General features: G+C 44.1%; 13 protein-coding genes. 6 read left to right on the forward strand and 7 right to left on the reverse strand.

Annotation, left to right across the window (positions count from 1 at the left end):
* Positions 1-37: 37 nt before the first annotated feature.
* The 3 genes from GKR61_RS13310 to GKR61_RS13320 form a co-directional block, all read right to left on the reverse strand.
* A complete protein-coding gene (locus tag GKR61_RS13310; RefSeq protein WP_154600140.1) occupies positions 38-2,791 on the reverse strand; it encodes a secretin and TonB N-terminal domain-containing protein in 2,754 nt (917 codons plus the stop codon).
* A gap of 117 nt (positions 2,792-2,908) precedes the next feature.
* Complete coding sequence (locus GKR61_RS13315) at positions 2,909-3,910, reverse strand: FecR family protein (protein ID WP_051422595.1); 1,002 nt, start codon at positions 3,908-3,910, stop codon at positions 2,909-2,911.
* The gene (locus tag GKR61_RS13320) at positions 3,910-4,446 is read right to left on the reverse strand and encodes an RNA polymerase sigma factor (RefSeq protein WP_036950242.1); all 537 of its coding nucleotides are present in this window, start codon (positions 4,444-4,446) and stop codon (positions 3,910-3,912) included. Before GKR61_RS13320 ends, GKR61_RS13315 begins: the two co-directional genes overlap by 1 nt.
* A gap of 165 nt (positions 4,447-4,611) precedes the next feature.
* Between GKR61_RS13320 and GKR61_RS13325 the strand changes: the two genes are divergently transcribed.
* Complete coding sequence (locus GKR61_RS13325) at positions 4,612-5,394, forward strand: energy transducer TonB (RefSeq protein WP_154639839.1); 783 nt, start codon at positions 4,612-4,614, stop codon at positions 5,392-5,394.
* A gap of 13 nt (positions 5,395-5,407) precedes the next feature.
* Here GKR61_RS13325 and GKR61_RS13330 read toward each other — a convergent pair whose 3' ends face one another.
* Entirely contained in the window at positions 5,408-6,169 is a 762-nt protein-coding gene (locus tag GKR61_RS13330) for an AhpA/YtjB family protein (RefSeq protein WP_036950246.1), read from the reverse strand.
* Between the two features lie 141 nt (positions 6,170-6,310).
* On the opposite strand from GKR61_RS13330, the gene serB reads away from it, so the two are divergent.
* The 3 genes from serB to nadR all read left to right on the forward strand — a co-directional run bounded on the left by serB (position 6,311) and on the right by nadR (position 10,293).
* Positions 6,311-7,288 carry a phosphoserine phosphatase gene (serB, locus tag GKR61_RS13335; RefSeq protein ID WP_036950248.1) on the forward strand — a complete coding sequence of 326 codons (978 nt, stop codon included), beginning with the start codon at positions 6,311-6,313 and terminating at the stop codon, positions 7,286-7,288.
* 204 nt (positions 7,289-7,492) lie between these two features.
* Complete coding sequence (gene radA, locus GKR61_RS13340) at positions 7,493-8,875, forward strand: DNA repair protein RadA (protein ID WP_036950249.1); 1,383 nt, start codon at positions 7,493-7,495, stop codon at positions 8,873-8,875.
* A gap of 173 nt (positions 8,876-9,048) precedes the next feature.
* Positions 9,049-10,293 (forward strand): multifunctional transcriptional regulator/nicotinamide-nucleotide adenylyltransferase/ribosylnicotinamide kinase NadR, encoded by a 1,245-nt coding sequence (nadR, locus tag GKR61_RS13345; protein WP_036950251.1) that lies wholly within the window; start codon positions 9,049-9,051, stop codon positions 10,291-10,293.
* A gap of 44 nt (positions 10,294-10,337) precedes the next feature.
* Here the strand turns inward: nadR and ettA are convergent, their stop codons facing one another.
* The 3 genes from ettA to GKR61_RS13360 form a co-directional block, all read right to left on the reverse strand.
* The gene (gene ettA / locus GKR61_RS13350; RefSeq protein WP_108479217.1) at positions 10,338-12,005 is read right to left on the reverse strand and encodes an energy-dependent translational throttle protein EttA; all 1,668 of its coding nucleotides are present in this window, start codon (positions 12,003-12,005) and stop codon (positions 10,338-10,340) included.
* 360 nt (positions 12,006-12,365) lie between these two features.
* Positions 12,366-13,559, reverse strand: a complete 1,194-nt coding sequence (locus tag GKR61_RS17755) for a hypothetical protein (RefSeq protein ID WP_230083164.1) — start codon at positions 13,557-13,559, stop codon at positions 12,366-12,368.
* Between the two features lie 11 nt (positions 13,560-13,570).
* Positions 13,571-14,257: a hypothetical protein gene (locus GKR61_RS13360; RefSeq protein WP_230082531.1), complete on the reverse strand. Its 687-nt coding sequence runs from the start codon at positions 14,255-14,257 to the stop codon at positions 13,571-13,573.
* Positions 14,258-14,858: 601 nt separating this feature from the next.
* Here GKR61_RS13360 and sltY point away from each other — a divergent pair.
* Together sltY and trpR are read left to right on the forward strand one after the other, a co-directional pair.
* Complete coding sequence (sltY, locus tag GKR61_RS13365; protein WP_195848388.1) at positions 14,859-16,775, forward strand: murein transglycosylase; 1,917 nt, start codon at positions 14,859-14,861, stop codon at positions 16,773-16,775.
* 131 nt (positions 16,776-16,906) lie between these two features.
* Positions 16,907-17,224 (forward strand): trp operon repressor, encoded by a 318-nt coding sequence (trpR, locus tag GKR61_RS13370; protein ID WP_036950344.1) that lies wholly within the window; start codon positions 16,907-16,909, stop codon positions 17,222-17,224.
* The last annotated feature ends 56 nt before the right edge of the window (positions 17,225-17,280 follow it).

Consider the following 17,280-nt stretch of genomic DNA (forward strand, 5'->3'; position numbering starts at 1 on the left):
CTTAGGTTATGTGTTTGACATTACTCACGGCTATCACTTAGAGATCGTAATTCACTTGCAGCCAGAACTGACGACCCGGATCATAAGATTTGATCGTGCGGTCATTGAACATAAAGCGGTCTGCAATATTTTTATTATTCAGTACGTTATTTACTTCAACCGAGAACCCAAAGCCGTAAGCAAAGTCAGGTTTCCAGCCTAGGCGGGTATCCCATGTGTATTTGCTCGCAAAGTTTTGCTTGGTGTATTTGCGTAACTGACCATATTCAGGATCGGTGTAGTAAGCGTTGTCATAACGAACCGCTTGGTCACGAGAACCCCACCATTGAAGTCGGTTGTACCATGTGACGTCATACTCATCCCAAACACTGGTCATCTCTAGGTTAAGCTTAATCGGCGAGTTAAAGCTGGTGGATGGCAGTTTTGATGAATCAATCACTTTGCCGTCGTACCACACTTTGTTGAGGTTAACTTTGTTACCTGGATCGAATGAGTTATAGCCAGAGTCTTTTGGTGTATTACTTTCGCTTTGCTGCCATGTGAACGAGGCGGTCATGACATGTGATGCCTCTGCCCATTCCCACGGTTGGCTATTGTTGACGGATAATGTCACGGTATCGTGAGAACTGCGCCCACCGTTGTCGTACATACGAATGCTACGTTTATTGGCATCGCGACTGTCGTATTTGGTGCGGGTACGCACTTCGTCATAGCCTTCACGATGAACATACTGTAAGCGCCAAGTGGTCGATAAAATTTCTTGTTGTAGCGCGAGGGTTAGCTCATCGTTATAAGGGGTTTTAAGAGAATCGATCCCTTCGTAGTCACGGGCGTCATCCCAATCATTTTTATTAGGATCAACATCGCACATAAAGGTGCAGTTCTGCATTCCCGCATTCTGCGCACCATAAAGGGCATAAGTCAGCATTGAGCGACCGTAATAACGGTTTGCCCCTGCAATTAGTAGGGTTTGCTTATCGCCAAATAGGTCATAGGTGCCTGAAAGACGAGGGGCAACGTTAGTACGATTAACAAAGTCATCGCGATCAAGGCGAACGCCGGGACGTAAGGTTAATTTGCCATATTGCAGATTATCATCGAGGAAGATAGCGTAATTGGTGTAATCAGCCGAGTGAGTGCCAGCTTGGAATCGCGTGATATTTTGTGCCGCGCCAACCCATTGGAGATCATCCGCATTGCCCACAAAACGGTAACGATAATAGTCTTTATCACGCTTATAGGTACCTTTGGTATACGCAATTTCGGAGCCCAGTGTTGGCTGGTGGGTTATTCCGAGTCCATCTACCATTGAGTTTAAACGCATTACTGCTTTTGCAGAATGCATTCTTTGCTCTGTGGTTAAGTCACCTTGACCACCACTGCGTAAGGATTGTGGGTTTTTCCAATCGCTATAATCCAGCAGCTCCACATAATCTTTCTGATCATTTTTACGATCATCTTTGAGATCTTGTGTGCTGGCGGTTAACTCTAATTTTCCGATATCAAATTCATGTTTGAATACACCAGTAAACCCAAGACCATCATGAGTGCTGTCATAGCCTGAGTTTAATACTGAGCTAGCGAATAGATAGCTATCGTATTTTGCATAGTTTACAGAAAGGTCAACAGAGTCCCGTGGAGTCAAATCCATCGTATATTTCAGGAAAAAGTTATCGGAATCACGACGCTGTTTTCTGGTGCCTTCTGCGGAATAAATTTCTTCTAGTTCACCGCTACCATTGAGTGTCACTCCCGTTCCACCCGTCACCGTCATCGGAATCGTCGAACTACGGCGAGATGCGGAGAACACCACACCTGAGTTTTCTGTCACACCCAATTCAAACCAGCCACCAAAATCATTTTTATCGTAACGATCTTGGAAACGAGCAGGGTTGGCAGTGTCATTTTTGGCGGTATCAATGGGCTGGCTCGGATCGTTGAACAGATTATTCCAGCCAGAACGGGTTAAGCGGTAGTAAGCGTGAGCGCTATTTTCCCCTTGCCAACGACGACTGTTTACCTCAACGGTTCCTCCCGTAAAGCCACCGAATTCCACAGGGATGTTGTTATCATAAACGGCCATGCTATCAATCAAGCGACTGTCGATGTAAATCCCTTGGTCGCTGCTACTCAGTCGTGTGGCGGTTTCACCTAAGCCACTGTCGGCAGGGTCAAAGTCATTGTTGAAGCTCACGCCATCAAGGCGATAGGCATTTTGGTAGCTACTGGAACCATGAATAGAAATACGCGAAGGCTTAATTTCCCCTTGGTTCATGGAGTTGCTATCGTTATTCGCAAACTGCACGGCAGGGTTGGTTTTCATTAAATCGGTAATATTGCCGTCACCAGTATTTTTTTGGCTGATTTCTTCTGAGGTGACGTATTGCGGTGCAGACATGACGTCCATGGCAGGATGATTTTGTACCACGCCCGACACTTGAGTTTCAGGTAAAACTAACGTGCCTTGGTTTAAATTTTGAGGACGAATAACCAGCATGCCGTTTTCGTTAATCAGCTCTAACCCGCTACCAATAAGAATTTTTTGTAATGCGGTTTGTGGGGTATAGCTGCCAGAAAGGGCGGGTGCGCGTAGCCCGTTGAGCTGGCTTTTGTCATACAGCAGTGAAACTTGACCTTGGCGACTGATTTGATCAATAGCGCTCGCAAGACCTTGTTCGGGTAACGAGAAAGTAATTTCTTGGGCGATAGCAGATTGGCTGACTAAAGCACTGGTGACCGCCAGTGACAGCGCAATCGGCTTGAATCGACCGAGTGTGAATTGAATTGCCATGGATATCCCTTATTCTTAAGCTGCACGAAAAATGTGCTAAAAAGTCATCAATAAAATGAAGCTACTTAAGAAGAGGGTGAAATGAGAATTATCCTCACCTGCAAATGAAAATATTTTTTATTTATTTTTTTTGTTTTGGATAATCAGTAGGTTATTTTTATCCTGATACACGACTTGCACAGGAAGGAGTGAGGGAAGTGCCTGAAAAAAGGCATCTGGCTGCTGAAGGTTAATGCGTCCGGATATTTTCCGGTTGGCTAAATTGCTCGGAGAGAGTTCAACCTGAAAGTCGGAATAGGTTTTTAATTCAGACAAAACTTCACCGAGGGGCTTATCCACAAAGCTGAGCTCACCGAAACGCCATCTTGCCACCTCTTGCGGGGAGACTGAATTGAGCGCGATTTTTCCATTGATGCTCGGGCTTAACGCCCCTTGTCCGGCAAGCAGTAATACAGGTTTTTGGCTGTTGAGGCTTTGAAAACTCACAATGCCTTGGCTGACACTGACCGCCACCTGCTCGCCTTTTTTATTCACTTCAAATTCCGTTCCGACGACCTGAATTCGCCGTTGATCGACATTGATAACGAACGGGCGATAAGGGTTGGATTTCACTTTAAAATAAGCGGAACCTTGGTCTAAGTAGAGCTGGCGGATTGGCGTTTCATAAGCGACTCGAATGCGGGTATCGCGATTGAGAAACAGCTGAGAGCCATCTGACAATGTCACTTCTTTGGTGGAGTCAGTGGAAACCAGCGTCATGTTATTGAGCAACATGGAGGGAAGCTGGCTGTAAGGTAAAAACAGGACGGCAGCAATAAAACAGGCGGCAACTAGATGACCGAGAGGCTTCCAAAACGATGAAAAACCAAATTTTGACGCTGTCGATTTAACAGGCGCAGGGCGCGGAACTTTTTCAATATCTTGCCAAATCCCCGCAATTGCTTCATAGGCATCCTCATGGGCTTTTGAAGCACGTAACCAAATTTTAAATTCTTGAGATTGTTGGTCACTGAGCTGTTGACTATGAACACGGGTAAACCACAGCGCCGCGTCTTCGTCGATGCGTTGTTGCTCGACTGACGAGGTATTTTCTGGCTGCTGGGTTTGGTTGTTTGCCATTACGGATGATTGCTCTTATCGTCTAGATATTTTTTACAATGCACTAATGCCGCTGCAATATGTTTTTCCACCATACTGATCGAAATTTCCATACGCTCTGCAATTTCACTTTGAGATAACCCATCAAAGCGATACAGCAAAAAGGCTTCTTTACGCCGTGGAGGCAAAAGATCAATCGCCTCGCCAAGTCGCGCAATTCGCTGTTGGTGCTCTAAAATTTCGCTAGGGTCGGCGGTGGTTTGCTCAAAACTTTGTTCATGCACCACTTCATCAATCGAGGTATGGGACTGGCTCTGTTGATGATTCCGTCGCCAATGGTCAATTAACACATTGCTAGCGATTTTAAACAGATAAGCACGGTTCTCCTTCACAGGATCCTGCGCTTTACGGTTTAGCCATAGTGTAAACACATCCTGTGATAAATCATCCGCATCGTTACTATTACCTAGTCGACTGCGGAAAAATCGCACAAGCTGACCGTAGGTTGATTGATATGCGCCGCTGATTTTGCGGGCAAGGGATTTATCGATAGTCATTTTCTGGTGTCAAAAGTGAAAATAGTTTAATAATTAGCTCAAATTGACTTTATAAATTAAATCAATACCTTGTAGTTACTATTGTTATTTTATTAATAATAATGAATATCATTTTGATTTGTATTATGCCTATAATCAGCGAAAAATAAAGATGTGAGGCAAAATATGAACAGCAGTGTGGGGCAGCTGGGAAGCCCAATTTTTCGTCCTCTGGGCGGTTTATGTGGAAGTCTTGTTTTCCATGGAATACTGGCAATGCTTTTTATTGGGTGGTTTACATCAAACCTACCCAAAACTGGGGTTTTACCCCCCGCAATTTCTTTACAATTAGGGCTTTATCAACTGGAACAGCAGCAGGAGCCTGAAGTTAATAATGCGCCTAAACAGCAGATGGCAACACGAGAAGAAATTGAGCCTGAAGTTGTTGAAAAAGCAGAGAAGTTACCCCAAACACCACTGGTTGATAATGGGACATTGACGCGCATCACCGAGAAAAAACGCCCGCCAAAGAAAAAGCCAGTTCAAGAGAAAAAAGTGGTGGAAGAAGCTCCCGCTTCGACTCAAGAATCCGAAGTGACGTCGGTGCCAACTTCTGGCAGCGCTTCGAATAGCAGTGCGAATTTTGCGAGCAGTGCCGTTGCACCCGTCAGTGGTCATCATGGCTGGGAAAGTGAAGTTCATCAACGATTAGCGAAAGCAAAGCGATACCCACGCGCTGCATTGCGTTTTCGTTCAACGGGCGTTTCTCAAGTCAAAATTATTGTGGATAATCAAGGCCAGTTAGTAAGTGCTAGCTTGATTAATTCGTCAGGTACCAAGCTCCTCGATAAAGAAGCGCTAGCGACTATCGAACGCGCAGCACCGTTTCCGATGCCACCTGAGACTTTGCTAGCCAACGGAAAAGTGGAGCTAATTGCGCCGATCGTGTTTGATACGACGTCAATCTAGGCGGAATTAATGGTTATTGTTTTTCTGTAAACTTGCGCGCCACCCGTCTTGGTCGATGTGGACTTGGCTCTTTACGGCGTTTGGCGCGTGGTGATTTTAAGGGGCTACGTGTATTTTTAGCCCCATTTGTCCCTATGCTCTGTTCCTCGGGCTTATCTTCACTCTCTTCCGCGTTTTCGTCAGGTTCGATAATCAATTGTTGCTGACCTTTCTTTTTCTTCAGGCGCATTAGGGTGTTCGCCAAAATAAAGCCAATACACAAAGATAATAAAATAAATACACGCATGATATTAACGGTGTTATCGGCTTGCTGAAGATCAGTAGTGAGCGACTCAGTATCGATGGTCAGGCGTAAATAGCCTTTAGGTTCTTTGGCGCCTTGAACGGGAACCACTAATTGATACTGAAAATTCTGTAGTCCAGTGTTTCCTTCGAGGGAAAGTCGCTCTTTGACCGTGGCGGGTTCGCCCACTTGGGTGACTAACACGCCTGCCGCCGTGTATAAACCGACATCCAAAATATAGTGATCTTTAGCTAGATGATTTAAATTGGCATTAATTCGTTCTAAATTAAAATCTTTGCTGCCGGGAACCACATAATCGGATAAGCTGAATGCCACTTGCTCAGCTAATACTTGAGTTAATTGCTTAAATTGCTCTAGTCTGCTCTGGCTTTGGTTATAACCTAAATATGAAACCCCGTGCATTAGGAAGGTTATCAGCGCAACGCAAACAATGATAATAACGGTTTTGTGCAGCCTAAATGGGAGTTTCATAGGAATAATCGTGCTCTTTGTCTGTTTTATCGCAATTAGCAAAGTTATGAAGCGTTAACTTGCTGGAAAATTTAAGTATAGTAATTTTATGCAGGGTATACATTATAAAAAAAGTTGTATCCACAACAGGAGCTAATTTTCATGCCAACGAGTTTGACCTACTGTTATCTGCCTGATGAAATTCAAAAATGGCCGGGTTTACCCTTATCGCTAAGTGGTGAAGAAGTGATGCCATTGGATTATCGTGCGGGGGACACTGGGTGGTTGTTATATGGTCGCGGCTTAGATAAAGCACGTATCAGTGATTTCCAGCAGCGTTTAGGGATAGCGATTGTGATTGTCTCCTCTTGGCGCATTGATGATTACCAAGTTGTGCGCATCGCGGGCAGCATTACCCCTCGCATCAAAAAATTGGCAGATGAAAGCCAATTGGATGTGGTGCCACTCGGTAAAATCCCACGTTTACGATCCCCAGGGATCTTACTCATGGATATGGATTCCACCGCGATCCAAATCGAGTGTATCGATGAAATCGCCCGTCTGGCAGGAGTCGGCGATCAAGTCTCTGAAGTGACCGAACGCGCCATGCAAGGGGAGCTCGATTTCACAGAAAGTCTACGTGCTCGTGTGGCACTGCTCGAAGGTGCCGACGCGGCTATTCTCGACCAAGTGCTCGAAACCTTACCGTTAATGCCGGGGTTAACCAGCTTAGTTCGTAAGTTACAAGCGATGGACTGGCATATTGCTATTGCTTCCGGCGGATTTACGTTCTTTGCCGATAACCTACGCCAGCGATTAAAACTGGTCGCGGCAGTTGCCAATCACCTCGAAGTCAAAAATGGCAAACTGACAGGTAAAGTTAAAGGGGCGATTGTCGATGCAAAATACAAAGCGCAAACCCTCGTTAAACTGGCAGAAAAACTGAATATCCCAATGGAGCAAACCGTCGCCATCGGTGACGGAGCAAACGACTTGAAAATGCTCAGAAAAGCAGGACTGGGGATAGCGTATCATGCAAAACCAAAAGTGTTTGCAAGGGCGAAAGTGGGGATTAAGCATGCGGATCTGATGGGAGTGTTATGTGTCCTTAGCGGAGGCCTCAAGCACGAAGAACGCTAAAATCTTCTTCATTCTTAGCGTGACAACGTTGTTGGCTGCTCTTAGCCACCCTAGTCACATACTTGTGTATGCTCCTAGGGCTGTCTGCGTTTGCCGCCTAGTTGTCACGCGAATAATTTTGAAGATTAGAACTTGTGTCAGTTAAAGATTTAAAGATTTAAAGATAAAGCGTTAAACATTTTTTTGGGTGATTAAGGAGTGGCTGTGGCGAAAGGTGCGAAAAGGGCATTTGTGTGTAATGAGTGTGGGGCGGATTATCCGCGCTGGCAGGGGCAGTGTAGTGCCTGTAATGCATGGAATACCATTACGGAAGTGCGTTTGGCATCGACGACTGCGGCACGTACGGATAGGCTGACGGGCTATGCCGGTAATGCGGCGGGCGTCAGTAAAGTCCAAAAACTCTCTGAGATTAGCCTCGAAGAACTGCCACGCTTTACCACTGGATTTAAAGAATTTGACCGCGTGCTAGGTGGTGGGGTTGTGCCAGGCAGTGCCATCCTTATCGGGGGGAACCCCGGAGCGGGGAAAAGTACCTTACTGCTGCAAACCATGTGCTTACTATCGCGGGAGATGAAAACCCTGTATGTCACGGGGGAAGAATCCTTACAGCAAGTTGCCATGCGTGCCCACCGATTAGGACTACCGACTGATTCACTCAATATGCTGTCGGAAACCAGTATTGAACAAATCTGCCTGACCGCAGAGCAAGAACAACCCAAGCTGATGGTCATCGACTCCATCCAAGTGATGCACATGGCGGATATTCAATCCTCGCCGGGCAGTGTGGCGCAAGTGCGTGAAACCGCGGCATATCTAACTCGCTTCGCAAAAACTCGCGGCGTGGCGATTATTATGGTGGGTCACGTCACTAAAGATGGCTCGCTGGCAGGACCCAAAGTGCTTGAACACTGTATCGACTGCTCCATTATGCTCGATGGTGATGCCGACAACCGTTTTCGCACTTTACGCAGCCACAAAAACCGCTTTGGTGCCGTCAACGAGCTGGGCGTATTTGCCATGACGGAACAAGGCTTAAAAGAAGTCAGTAACCCGTCCGCCATCTTCTTAAGTCGTGGAGATGAAATTACCTCGGGCAGTTCTGTGATGGTCGTGTGGGAAGGTACGCGACCATTGCTGGTGGAGATCCAAGCCCTTGTCGATCATTCTATGATGTCGAATCCGCGCCGTGTTGCGGTGGGGCTGGAACAGAACCGTTTAGCGATTTTGCTGGCGGTATTGCATCGCCACGGTGGATTACAAATGTCCGACCAAGACGTGTTTGTGAACGTCGTGGGCGGGGTAAAAGTGACGGAAACCAGTGCTGACCTCGCGCTGCTATTATCGTTAGTTTCAAGTTTTCGTGATCGCCCATTACCTCGCGACCTTGTGGTATTTGGTGAAGTGGGGCTGGCTGGGGAAATTCGCCCAGTCCCAAGTGGACAAGAACGTATTTCCGAAGCCGCAAAACATGGCTTCAAGCGGGCCATTGTGCCTCACGCCAATATGCCGAAAAAGTTACCTGCCGATATGAAGGTTTATGGGGTGAAGAAGTTGGCGGATGCGCTTAGTATTCTCGATGAATTCTAAATTATCGTCATGCTCCGCGCTGTTGCTTGCGCTTGCTAACCCTAGTCACATACTTTGTGTATGCTCCTAGGGATTAGCGCCACTTAGCGCCTAGCGACAGCGACAACACGGATCATTTAGATAATTATGAGTAGAAATGGTTGTAAGGCGCTCAAAACGAAAGGATAAATAATATGGCTGAATTTGACTATCTAAAGAGTGCCATCAAAGGTGCGGGTTACACATTGCAGCAAGTAGCGGATGCGACCGAGATGACCAAAGGCTATCTCAGCCAGTTAATTAACGACAAAATTAAAAGCCCCAGCGCGCACAAAATCGCGGCACTTCATCGCTTTTTAGGCTTAGAGTATCCGCTTCAACAAAAAACGATTGGTGTTGTTTTCGGTAAGTTTTATCCGCTCCATACAGGGCATATCTATTTGATTCAACGGGCTTGTAGCCAAGTGGATGAGTTGCACGTGATCCTCTGTCATGATGAGCCTCGTGATAAAGAACTGTTTGTGAATAGCTCCATGTCACAACAGCCTACTGTCAGTGACCGCCTGCGTTGGTTATTACAAACCTTTAAGTATCAGAAAAATATTCATATTCACTCTTTTGATGAGCAAGGGATAGAGCCATACCCTCACGGTTGGGAAGTATGGAGCGACGGGATGAAAGGCTTTATGAAAAAGCACAACATAAACCCGAGCTTTATCTATTCCGGCGAGCCTCACGATGTGCATCGCTATAAAAAATACCTTGGGATCGAAACTATTCTTATCGATCCTGAACGCACATTTATGAACATTAGCGGCAACCAAATTCGCCAAGCGCCATTCCGCTATTGGGAATATATTCCAACCGAAGTGAAGCCATTCTTTGTGCGTAAAGTGGCGGTGCTAGGCGGTGAATCAAGCGGTAAATCCACCCTCGTCAATAAATTAGCCAATATCTTTAATACTACCAGTGCGTGGGAATATGGGCGCGATTATGTGTTTAGCCACCTTGGCGGTGACGAGATGGCGCTGCAATATTCTGATTACGATAAAATTGCGTTGGGTCACGCTCAATATATTGATTTTGCAATTAAATATGCGAATAAAGTGGCGTTTATTGATACGGATTTTGTCACCACGCAAGCATTCTGTTTGCGCTATGAAGGGAAAGAACACCCATTTGTGCAGGCGCTGATCGATGAATACCGTTTTGACCTTGTTATCTTGCTGGAAAATAATACTCCGTGGGTAGCAGATGGTCTACGCAGCTTAGGCAGTGATAAAGACAGAATGGAATTTCAAACATTACTGATTGAAATGCTGAAGAAAAATAATATTGAATTTGTGCATGTGGAGTCGTCAGACTACGATTCACGCTTCTTAGAGTGCGTTTCTTTGGTTCAGCAATTATTGATGCTGGATGATTCACTTTCCGCATAAAAAAATGGCACCCAAGGGTGCCATTTTTGATCGTAATAGACGAATTATTTAGTCATCTTTTTGTACTTGATGCGGTGTGGCTGCAGTGCATCCGCACCTAAAGTACGTTTCTTGTAATCTTCGTACTCAGAGAAGTTACCTTCGAAGAAGGTGATATTGCCTTCATCTTGGTAGTCGATGATGTGCGTTGCGATACGGTCAAGGAACCAACGGTCATGGGAAATAACCATTGCACAGCCCGGGAATTCTAACAGGGCGTTTTCCAGCGCACGTAAGGTTTCAACGTCGAGGTCGTTGGTTGGTTCATCGAGCAGCAATACGTTACCGCCAACTTGCAGCAGTTTTGCCAGATGCAAACGACCACGCTCACCACCAGACAGCTCGCCCACGCGTTTACCTTGGTCAACGCCTTTAAAGTTAAAGCGGCCGACGTAAGCACGGCTTGGGATCTCAAAGTTGCCGATACGCATGATGTCTTGACCGTTGGAAATCTCTTCCCATACAGTTTTGCTGTCATCCATTGCATCACGGAACTGATCCACAGAAGCAATTTTCACGGTATCACCCAAGGTAATTGAACCAGAATCTGGCTGCTCTTGACCGGAAATCATACGGAACAGGGTAGATTTACCTGCACCGTTTGGACCGATGATCCCGACAATCGCTCCTTTCGGGATCGAGAAATTCAGGTTGTCGATCAGAACGCGATCACCATAAGACTTGCTCAGGTTTTCCACTTCGATAACTTTGTCACCTAAACGCGGTCCAGGTGGGATAAACAGTTCGCTGGTTTCATTACGTTTTTGGTATTCCACGCTGTTAAGCTCTTCAAAGCGAGCCAGACGCGCTTTACCTTTGGATTGGCGACCTTTCGGGTTTTGACGGATCCACTCAAGTTCTTTCTCAATGGATTTACGACGAGCCGCTTCTGTTGACGCTTCTTGCGCCAGACGCTCATCTTTTTGTTCCAACCAAGAAGAGTAGTTACCTTCCCATGGAATACCTTCACCACGGTCAAGTTCAAGGATCCAACCTGCAACGTTATCGAGGAAGTAACGGTCATGGGTGATCGCCACAACGGTGCCTTCGTAGTCGTGCAGGAAGCGCTCTAACCAAGCAACGGATTCAGCATCCAAGTGGTTGGTTGGTTCGTCGAGCAGCAGCATGTCTGGTTTTTCCAGCAGCAGGCGGCAGATAGCCACACGGCGGCGTTCACCCCCAGACAAGTTGCCGATAACCGCATCCCAAGCTGGCAGGCGCAGTGCGTCAGCAGCACGTTCCAGTTGGTTGTCTAAATTATGACCGTCTTGTGCGGCAATAATCGCTTCCAGCTCGCCTTGGATTTTCGCAAGCTTGTCAAAGTCAGCGTCTGGATCGGCATATTGTGCATACACTTCGTCTAAGCGAGTTAAAGCATTTTTAACTTCACTGACCGCTTCTTCAACGGCTTCACGAACGGTATGTTCCAGATTCAGTTTCGGTTCTTGTGGCAGGTAACCAATTTTAATACCTGGTTGAGGGCGTGCTTCCCCTTCAATCTCAGTATCAATGCCAGCCATGATGCGCAGTAATGTTGATTTACCCGCGCCGTTGAGACCTAAAACACCAATTTTCGCCCCAGGGAAGAAGCTCAGAGAGATGTTTTTTAAAATATGACGTTTCGGGGGAACTACTTTTCCCACTCGATACATACTGTAAACGTATTGAGCCAATTTATTTACCTTTTGTTTTATAACATAATTTTTAATCGCATCGCTCGGTTATTCACTTTGTAAGAACTCATAAATTCAAGGCGAATAGTGAGATTCCAAAAGCGAAAGTGTGTAAAACGAGCCACTCAAAAGTAATTGCGTCTAACTGTAATTGTTCCTGCCTTTATGTCAATAACTTCCCATGCAAGTGATGACAATTCAGGGGGCTATCACCTCATCATGCAATCAATATTAATTCATTATTGATGTCGATTATTACATATAACAAAAGGCTCGAAATAGGTGTTGAGTAGGGTTGGGATGATAATTGATGGGATCTGAACTGCAAACGGCTAGACCCCAATATATGAAGTAATGGTATTAAAGATAAGTGAAGTAAACCTCAGACATTTCACATTCGATACCATTTATAATAGCTGTAGAACGTTCGCCAATAAGGTTACTATTTTCATCAATAAAATCAACAATGTCGAAATCTGTATTAATTCGCTCAACACCTAATTCTTGTAACGTATATATTTCACCTGCATGAGATATGCCGTCCATTTGATGATTTACCCATATGCGCAATGAAGCGTAAATTTCATCATTTTTGTCGATATATCCTTTTTTGTCTTTGTCCAAATCAACAAGTTTAAAGAAACCTTCCATGCGCTCAGAGCCACCAAACAGATCATTAACGCTAGTTACGTTGTCAATACCTTGTTTGTTGTAAACTAAAAAACCAGAAGTTGGCATAATCCACGCGGAGGTAACGTTATGGCCAATTCCTAATAAATCAAACTGAACGGATTGATCAAAAATTGAGGTCGTTTTTATGCCACAGCCGTCTAGATTAATAACAATCGGTGAAGCAACAGTGAGGTTCTTAACCACAAATTCCTGAACTTCTAGTTCGCAAGTTCCCTGTTCCATAGTAAAATGCTTGGCAACATCCCATGCATCCGTTGATTTAGTGTCAAGCCATTTCCCCCCTGAAATTGTAGTTGGCACAACAGCATCTATACACGGTTGAGCCCAATTAGGTAATTGTTCAGGTCTCCATCTATTAGGGGTTAATACCACTTTGCGTGCTTCTTTAATTTGATAATTATCGCCAGAGCAAAGAGCATTACTTAGGTTTGCATAAATACTCACTGCAGTATTTGGTTGTAAATAATTAGGCAATTGACTACGCCCTAAAGTAGTTTGATTAAATACTTGCATTCCAAAGTCAACACAATTGCCACAAGCCAGCGCATATTTCATATTACCAATACTAGATTCATGATGTGCTTTTTGGGCATATTTTAACGCGTTCGTAAAATCATTAGATGACAACTTTGCGTAACTGAAATGATGCGGTGATTTTGCATCGATTTTACGTCGATTATCACTTTCTTCATTAGATACACCAGATGGGCGATCTTTATTTTTTAGATTTGCACCAAAAGTTCCTTTATTAACACCATTACCATCGATAAAAGTAAAATTAACATGCCCTGTTGCAGATTTAACGCCTACATCAGAGTAATTAGCCTCAAACTGATTAATACGGATATATGGTTGAGCCATAAAAAAAATCCTTATTTTTTATTGCGAATAAGTAATATTGATTGCATCTTTTCATCTACAATCGACGAGTAAGTTTCTGGATTTTTTGTATCACAATCTAGAATGTAACGTGCCTCACCTCCTGTTCTGCCTAAGTATGAAATGTATGGATATTTTAAGTTGGTAAATTTTTTTGCATCTTCAACAGAGGTTAAAAATGCACAAGGGTTTTCCATGGCATTAATGACTAGTTCTCTTTGTTGTAAATTATCAAAAATAAAAGGTGCTATTTTGAAAACAAAACAAGAGGTTGGTGTGTCATTGATGCGATAGTCATTACAACTGTTTTGCCGAATTAGAGGATTTGGTTCAGTGATATATTTGACTGTTACTCTCATTGTGGGAGTTATAATTGTATTAGGATCATGAACATCAATTTCTACCATCTCACCGTTTTTATTTATGAAATGCTTAGTCTCTAATAAAGTAAATGAATCGGATTCAACTAACGAACACCCTCCAATTAAGGCAGTATTTACAACTTCATCCTTTCCATTACATAAGTGTTGAGATACTTTTTTGTTTTTATTATTTTTTATTAAGCCAGTTGCATAAGCTGCGTAGATGTTTTTACCAGTAATATTTTCCATTAATGCAGATGTAGCGGCATCCTGTACCGCAATAGAAGGGATAAATCCAAACGAATCTCCTTTATGCATCGAGTATGCATTTGTAAAGAAAGGAATTAGCACAATACTGAACATTAATACATTAGGCTTACAACTAAAATTCATATACAAATCCACTTTTAGTTTGTCAAAAAAGCATAAAAAAATATTACATATAACACCCTTAAATGGAAATGATTATCATTACAAAATTTAATTTTGTTCAATAAAAATGAAAAGATAATAAATAACTCTATCTCCCTACTTTAATTGAGACATTTCGACTTGGAACTTTCTAACATGCCAAACTCAACAAATTTTAAATATTCACTATCTGAGTTTCTGTCAAACCTGCTTCTTGAATATGACCTTTGCAATAGTAGGGCAGAAAATCTAATTATAATTATCTTATTTTAGGGAAAGTCGGCAGAGGCCTATACCCGATTGCCCCTAGGCTGATCTAGGTTATCCGTGTTGTCAGGGTTAACGAATCGAATAAGTAAAAGATTGTAAACCCAACCATTTCAAGAAATCTCCTCTGTCGCTGGCTGAAAACTTTAGGTAGCATTAACATTATTGATATATCTAATGAATGCTTTGAGTATGTTTGAGAGCAATCTCTAACAAGATTTAAGCGATGGAGCGAATAAACATGAAAGGTTGGTTAGCGGCAGTTCCGGTCACCATGCTGTTGGTATCCACAACAGTCTGGGCAGATTCTTTACAGGCACAACGTGAACGTTATCAAGCAATTAAAGTCGCTTGGGATGCCAATAAGATGGATGAAGTCGAGCGTTTATTACCAACCTTACGTGATTACCCGCTGTATCCGTATTTGGAATACCGCGAGCTGTCGCAAGATTTAGATATTATCTCGCCAAAACAAGCGCAAGAATTTATCGATGCATACCCAACGTTGCCTGTGGCGAAAACCCTCAAAAGTCGGTTTGTGAATGAGCTGGCGCGTCGCCAAGAGTGGACATCGTTATTGGCATTTAGCCCTGAGCCGCCACAACCTGCGGAAGCGCAATGTAATTTCTATTTTGCGAATTGGGCGACAGGAAATAAACAGGTCGCGTGGCAGGGCGCTGAAAAAATGTGGCTCAATGGTAATTCCATGCCAGCTGCATGTGACAAACTGTTTACTGAATGGGAAAAAGCCGGATACCTTTCAACGGATATGATTTTGGCGCGTATTCACCTTGCGATTAAAGACGGTAACACCTCAACGGCAACTTACCTCGCGAAACGCTTACCAAGCAGCTACAAAACTATCTCTGATGCGTTGGTTAAACTACAAAATGACCCCGCTTCGGTTGTCTCGTTTGCGAAAACATTGACGCCGACGGATTTTACGCGTCAAGCCACATTAGCTGGATTTAGCCGCTATGCGCGTCAATCCCCTGATGCAGCCCGTACTGCATTAGCAGGGATCAGCTCTGCCCAGAAAATGAATATGGCAGAAAACCAGCAAATGAAAGACAGCATTGCGTGGCAATATATGGGAGTTGATGTCACTCCTGAGCAGGCAATGTGGCGTGATGAAGTGATCCGTGAAACTAATTCTGCCGCCTTAAAAGAGCGCCGTGTACGTTTAGCGCTGGGAGAAGGGGATAAAACGGGATTAGCGTCATGGTTGCGACAACTACCGAACGACGTAAAAAATAAGGAAGAGTGGCAATATTGGCAGGCTATCACCTTGATTGATCAAGGTAAAACGGCTGAAGGTGAAAGTATACTGCGAGAGTTAACGTCGAAGCGTGGATTCTACCCAATGGTTGCCGCTCAGCAGTTAAAAATGGATTACCCAGTCATGGTGAATAAAGCCGTGAAACCTGATTCCAGTATTCACAGCATGCCGCAGATTCAGCGCATCCGTGAGTTAATGTATTGGGAGATGGATAATCTGGCTCGCTCCGAGTGGATCAATTTGGTCTCTTCCATGTCACCTAATCAACAAGAGCAGCTCGCCCGTTATGCCTTCGATAATAAATGGGCAGATCTGAGCGTTCAAGCCACGATAACCGCAAAACTGTGGAATCATCTTGAAGAGCGTTTCCCGCTGGCATGGGAAAAACAGTTTGATAATTACACTCGCAGTAAAATGATCCAAAAAAGCTATGCGATGGCCATTGCTCGTCAAGAAAGTGCATGGAACCCGCAAGCACAATCTCCAGTTGGCGCGACAGGCTTAATGCAGTTAATGCCAGCGACAGCAAAACATACGGCGCAAAAGCAAGGCATCACTGGTTATGTGAATGCAGGGCAACTGACTAACCCTGTGATGAACATTGAGTTAGGTACCGCGTATCTTGACGATGTTTATCAGCAATTTGGTAATAACCGTATTTTAGCCAGTGCGGCGTATAATGCCGGCCCATCACGAGTGACTCGCTGGTTAGGTAACAGCGCAGGGCGTATCGATGCGGTGGCTTTTGTGGAAAGTATTCCGTTTGCAGAAACCCGTAGTTATGTAAAAAATGTTCTCTCTTATGATTTGTTTTATAAACATTTCTTAGGTGAAAAAGGCAATGTGTTATCCGTGAACGAATGGAATATGAAGTATTAATTTGTATGGCGTTTCATCTTGTTGGTCGGTTTGGTTTACCTCCAACAAGATGAGCGCTGTATTTTTAACTATACGAAATAGTGTTCTGTGCTATTATTTGTACTAGTTTAATAGTATGGAAGGGTAGAATGATGACTGTAGAATATAAACCAGACCCGGCGTTAACCGCCGATGAAAATGCGGATTGGCAACGTTTTGTGGAACTGCTACAAATGGCCTTTGAGCAAAATATACAGGATTCGATTCTTCAGCTATTACTCACACCGGATGAACGGACGGCTTTAGGGACTCGCGTTAGGATTGTTCAAGAATTAATGCGCGGTGAAATGAGCCAGCGTGAATTAAAAAATGAGCTCGGTGTAGGCATTGCCACCATTACTCGTGGTTCAAACAGTTTGAAATCAGCCCCTATTCCGGTAAAAGAGTGGCTGGAATCTAAGCTACTGTAGTTTTTGATTATCTTTTATAGCAGCCAATGATTATTCTCTAAAAATAAATGTGGGGC

Origin of the sequence: Providencia sp. wls1916, from assembly GCF_009706585.1 — a bacterium.
Lineage (GTDB): Bacteria > Pseudomonadota > Gammaproteobacteria > Enterobacterales > Enterobacteriaceae > Providencia > Providencia lanzhouensis.

Bases quoted from the DNA above. Each gene is read 5' to 3' on its own strand.
- GKR61_RS13310 (WP_154600140.1), bottom strand. From the start codon at position 2,791: ATGGCAATTCAATTCACACTCGGTCGATTCAAGCCGATTGCGCTGTCA.
- GKR61_RS13315 (WP_051422595.1), bottom strand. From the start codon at position 3,910: ATGGCAAACAACCAAACCCAGCAGCCAGAAAATACCTCGTCAGTCGAG.
- GKR61_RS13320 (WP_036950242.1), bottom strand. From the start codon at position 4,446: ATGACTATCGATAAATCCCTTGCCCGCAAAATCAGCGGCGCATATCAA.
- GKR61_RS13325 (WP_154639839.1), top strand. From the start codon at position 4,612: ATGAACAGCAGTGTGGGGCAGCTGGGAAGCCCAATTTTTCGTCCTCTG.
- GKR61_RS13330 (WP_036950246.1), bottom strand. From the start codon at position 6,169: ATGAAACTCCCATTTAGGCTGCACAAAACCGTTATTATCATTGTTTGC.
- serB (WP_036950248.1), top strand. From the start codon at position 6,311: ATGCCAACGAGTTTGACCTACTGTTATCTGCCTGATGAAATTCAAAAA.
- nadR (WP_036950251.1), top strand. From the start codon at position 9,049: ATGGCTGAATTTGACTATCTAAAGAGTGCCATCAAAGGTGCGGGTTAC.
- GKR61_RS17755 (WP_230083164.1), bottom strand. From the start codon at position 13,559: ATGGCTCAACCATATATCCGTATTAATCAGTTTGAGGCTAATTACTCT.
- GKR61_RS13360 (WP_230082531.1), bottom strand. From the start codon at position 14,257: ATGCATAAAGGAGATTCGTTTGGATTTATCCCTTCTATTGCGGTACAG.
- sltY (WP_195848388.1), top strand. From the start codon at position 14,859: ATGAAAGGTTGGTTAGCGGCAGTTCCGGTCACCATGCTGTTGGTATCC.
- trpR (WP_036950344.1), top strand. From the start codon at position 16,907: ATGACTGTAGAATATAAACCAGACCCGGCGTTAACCGCCGATGAAAAT.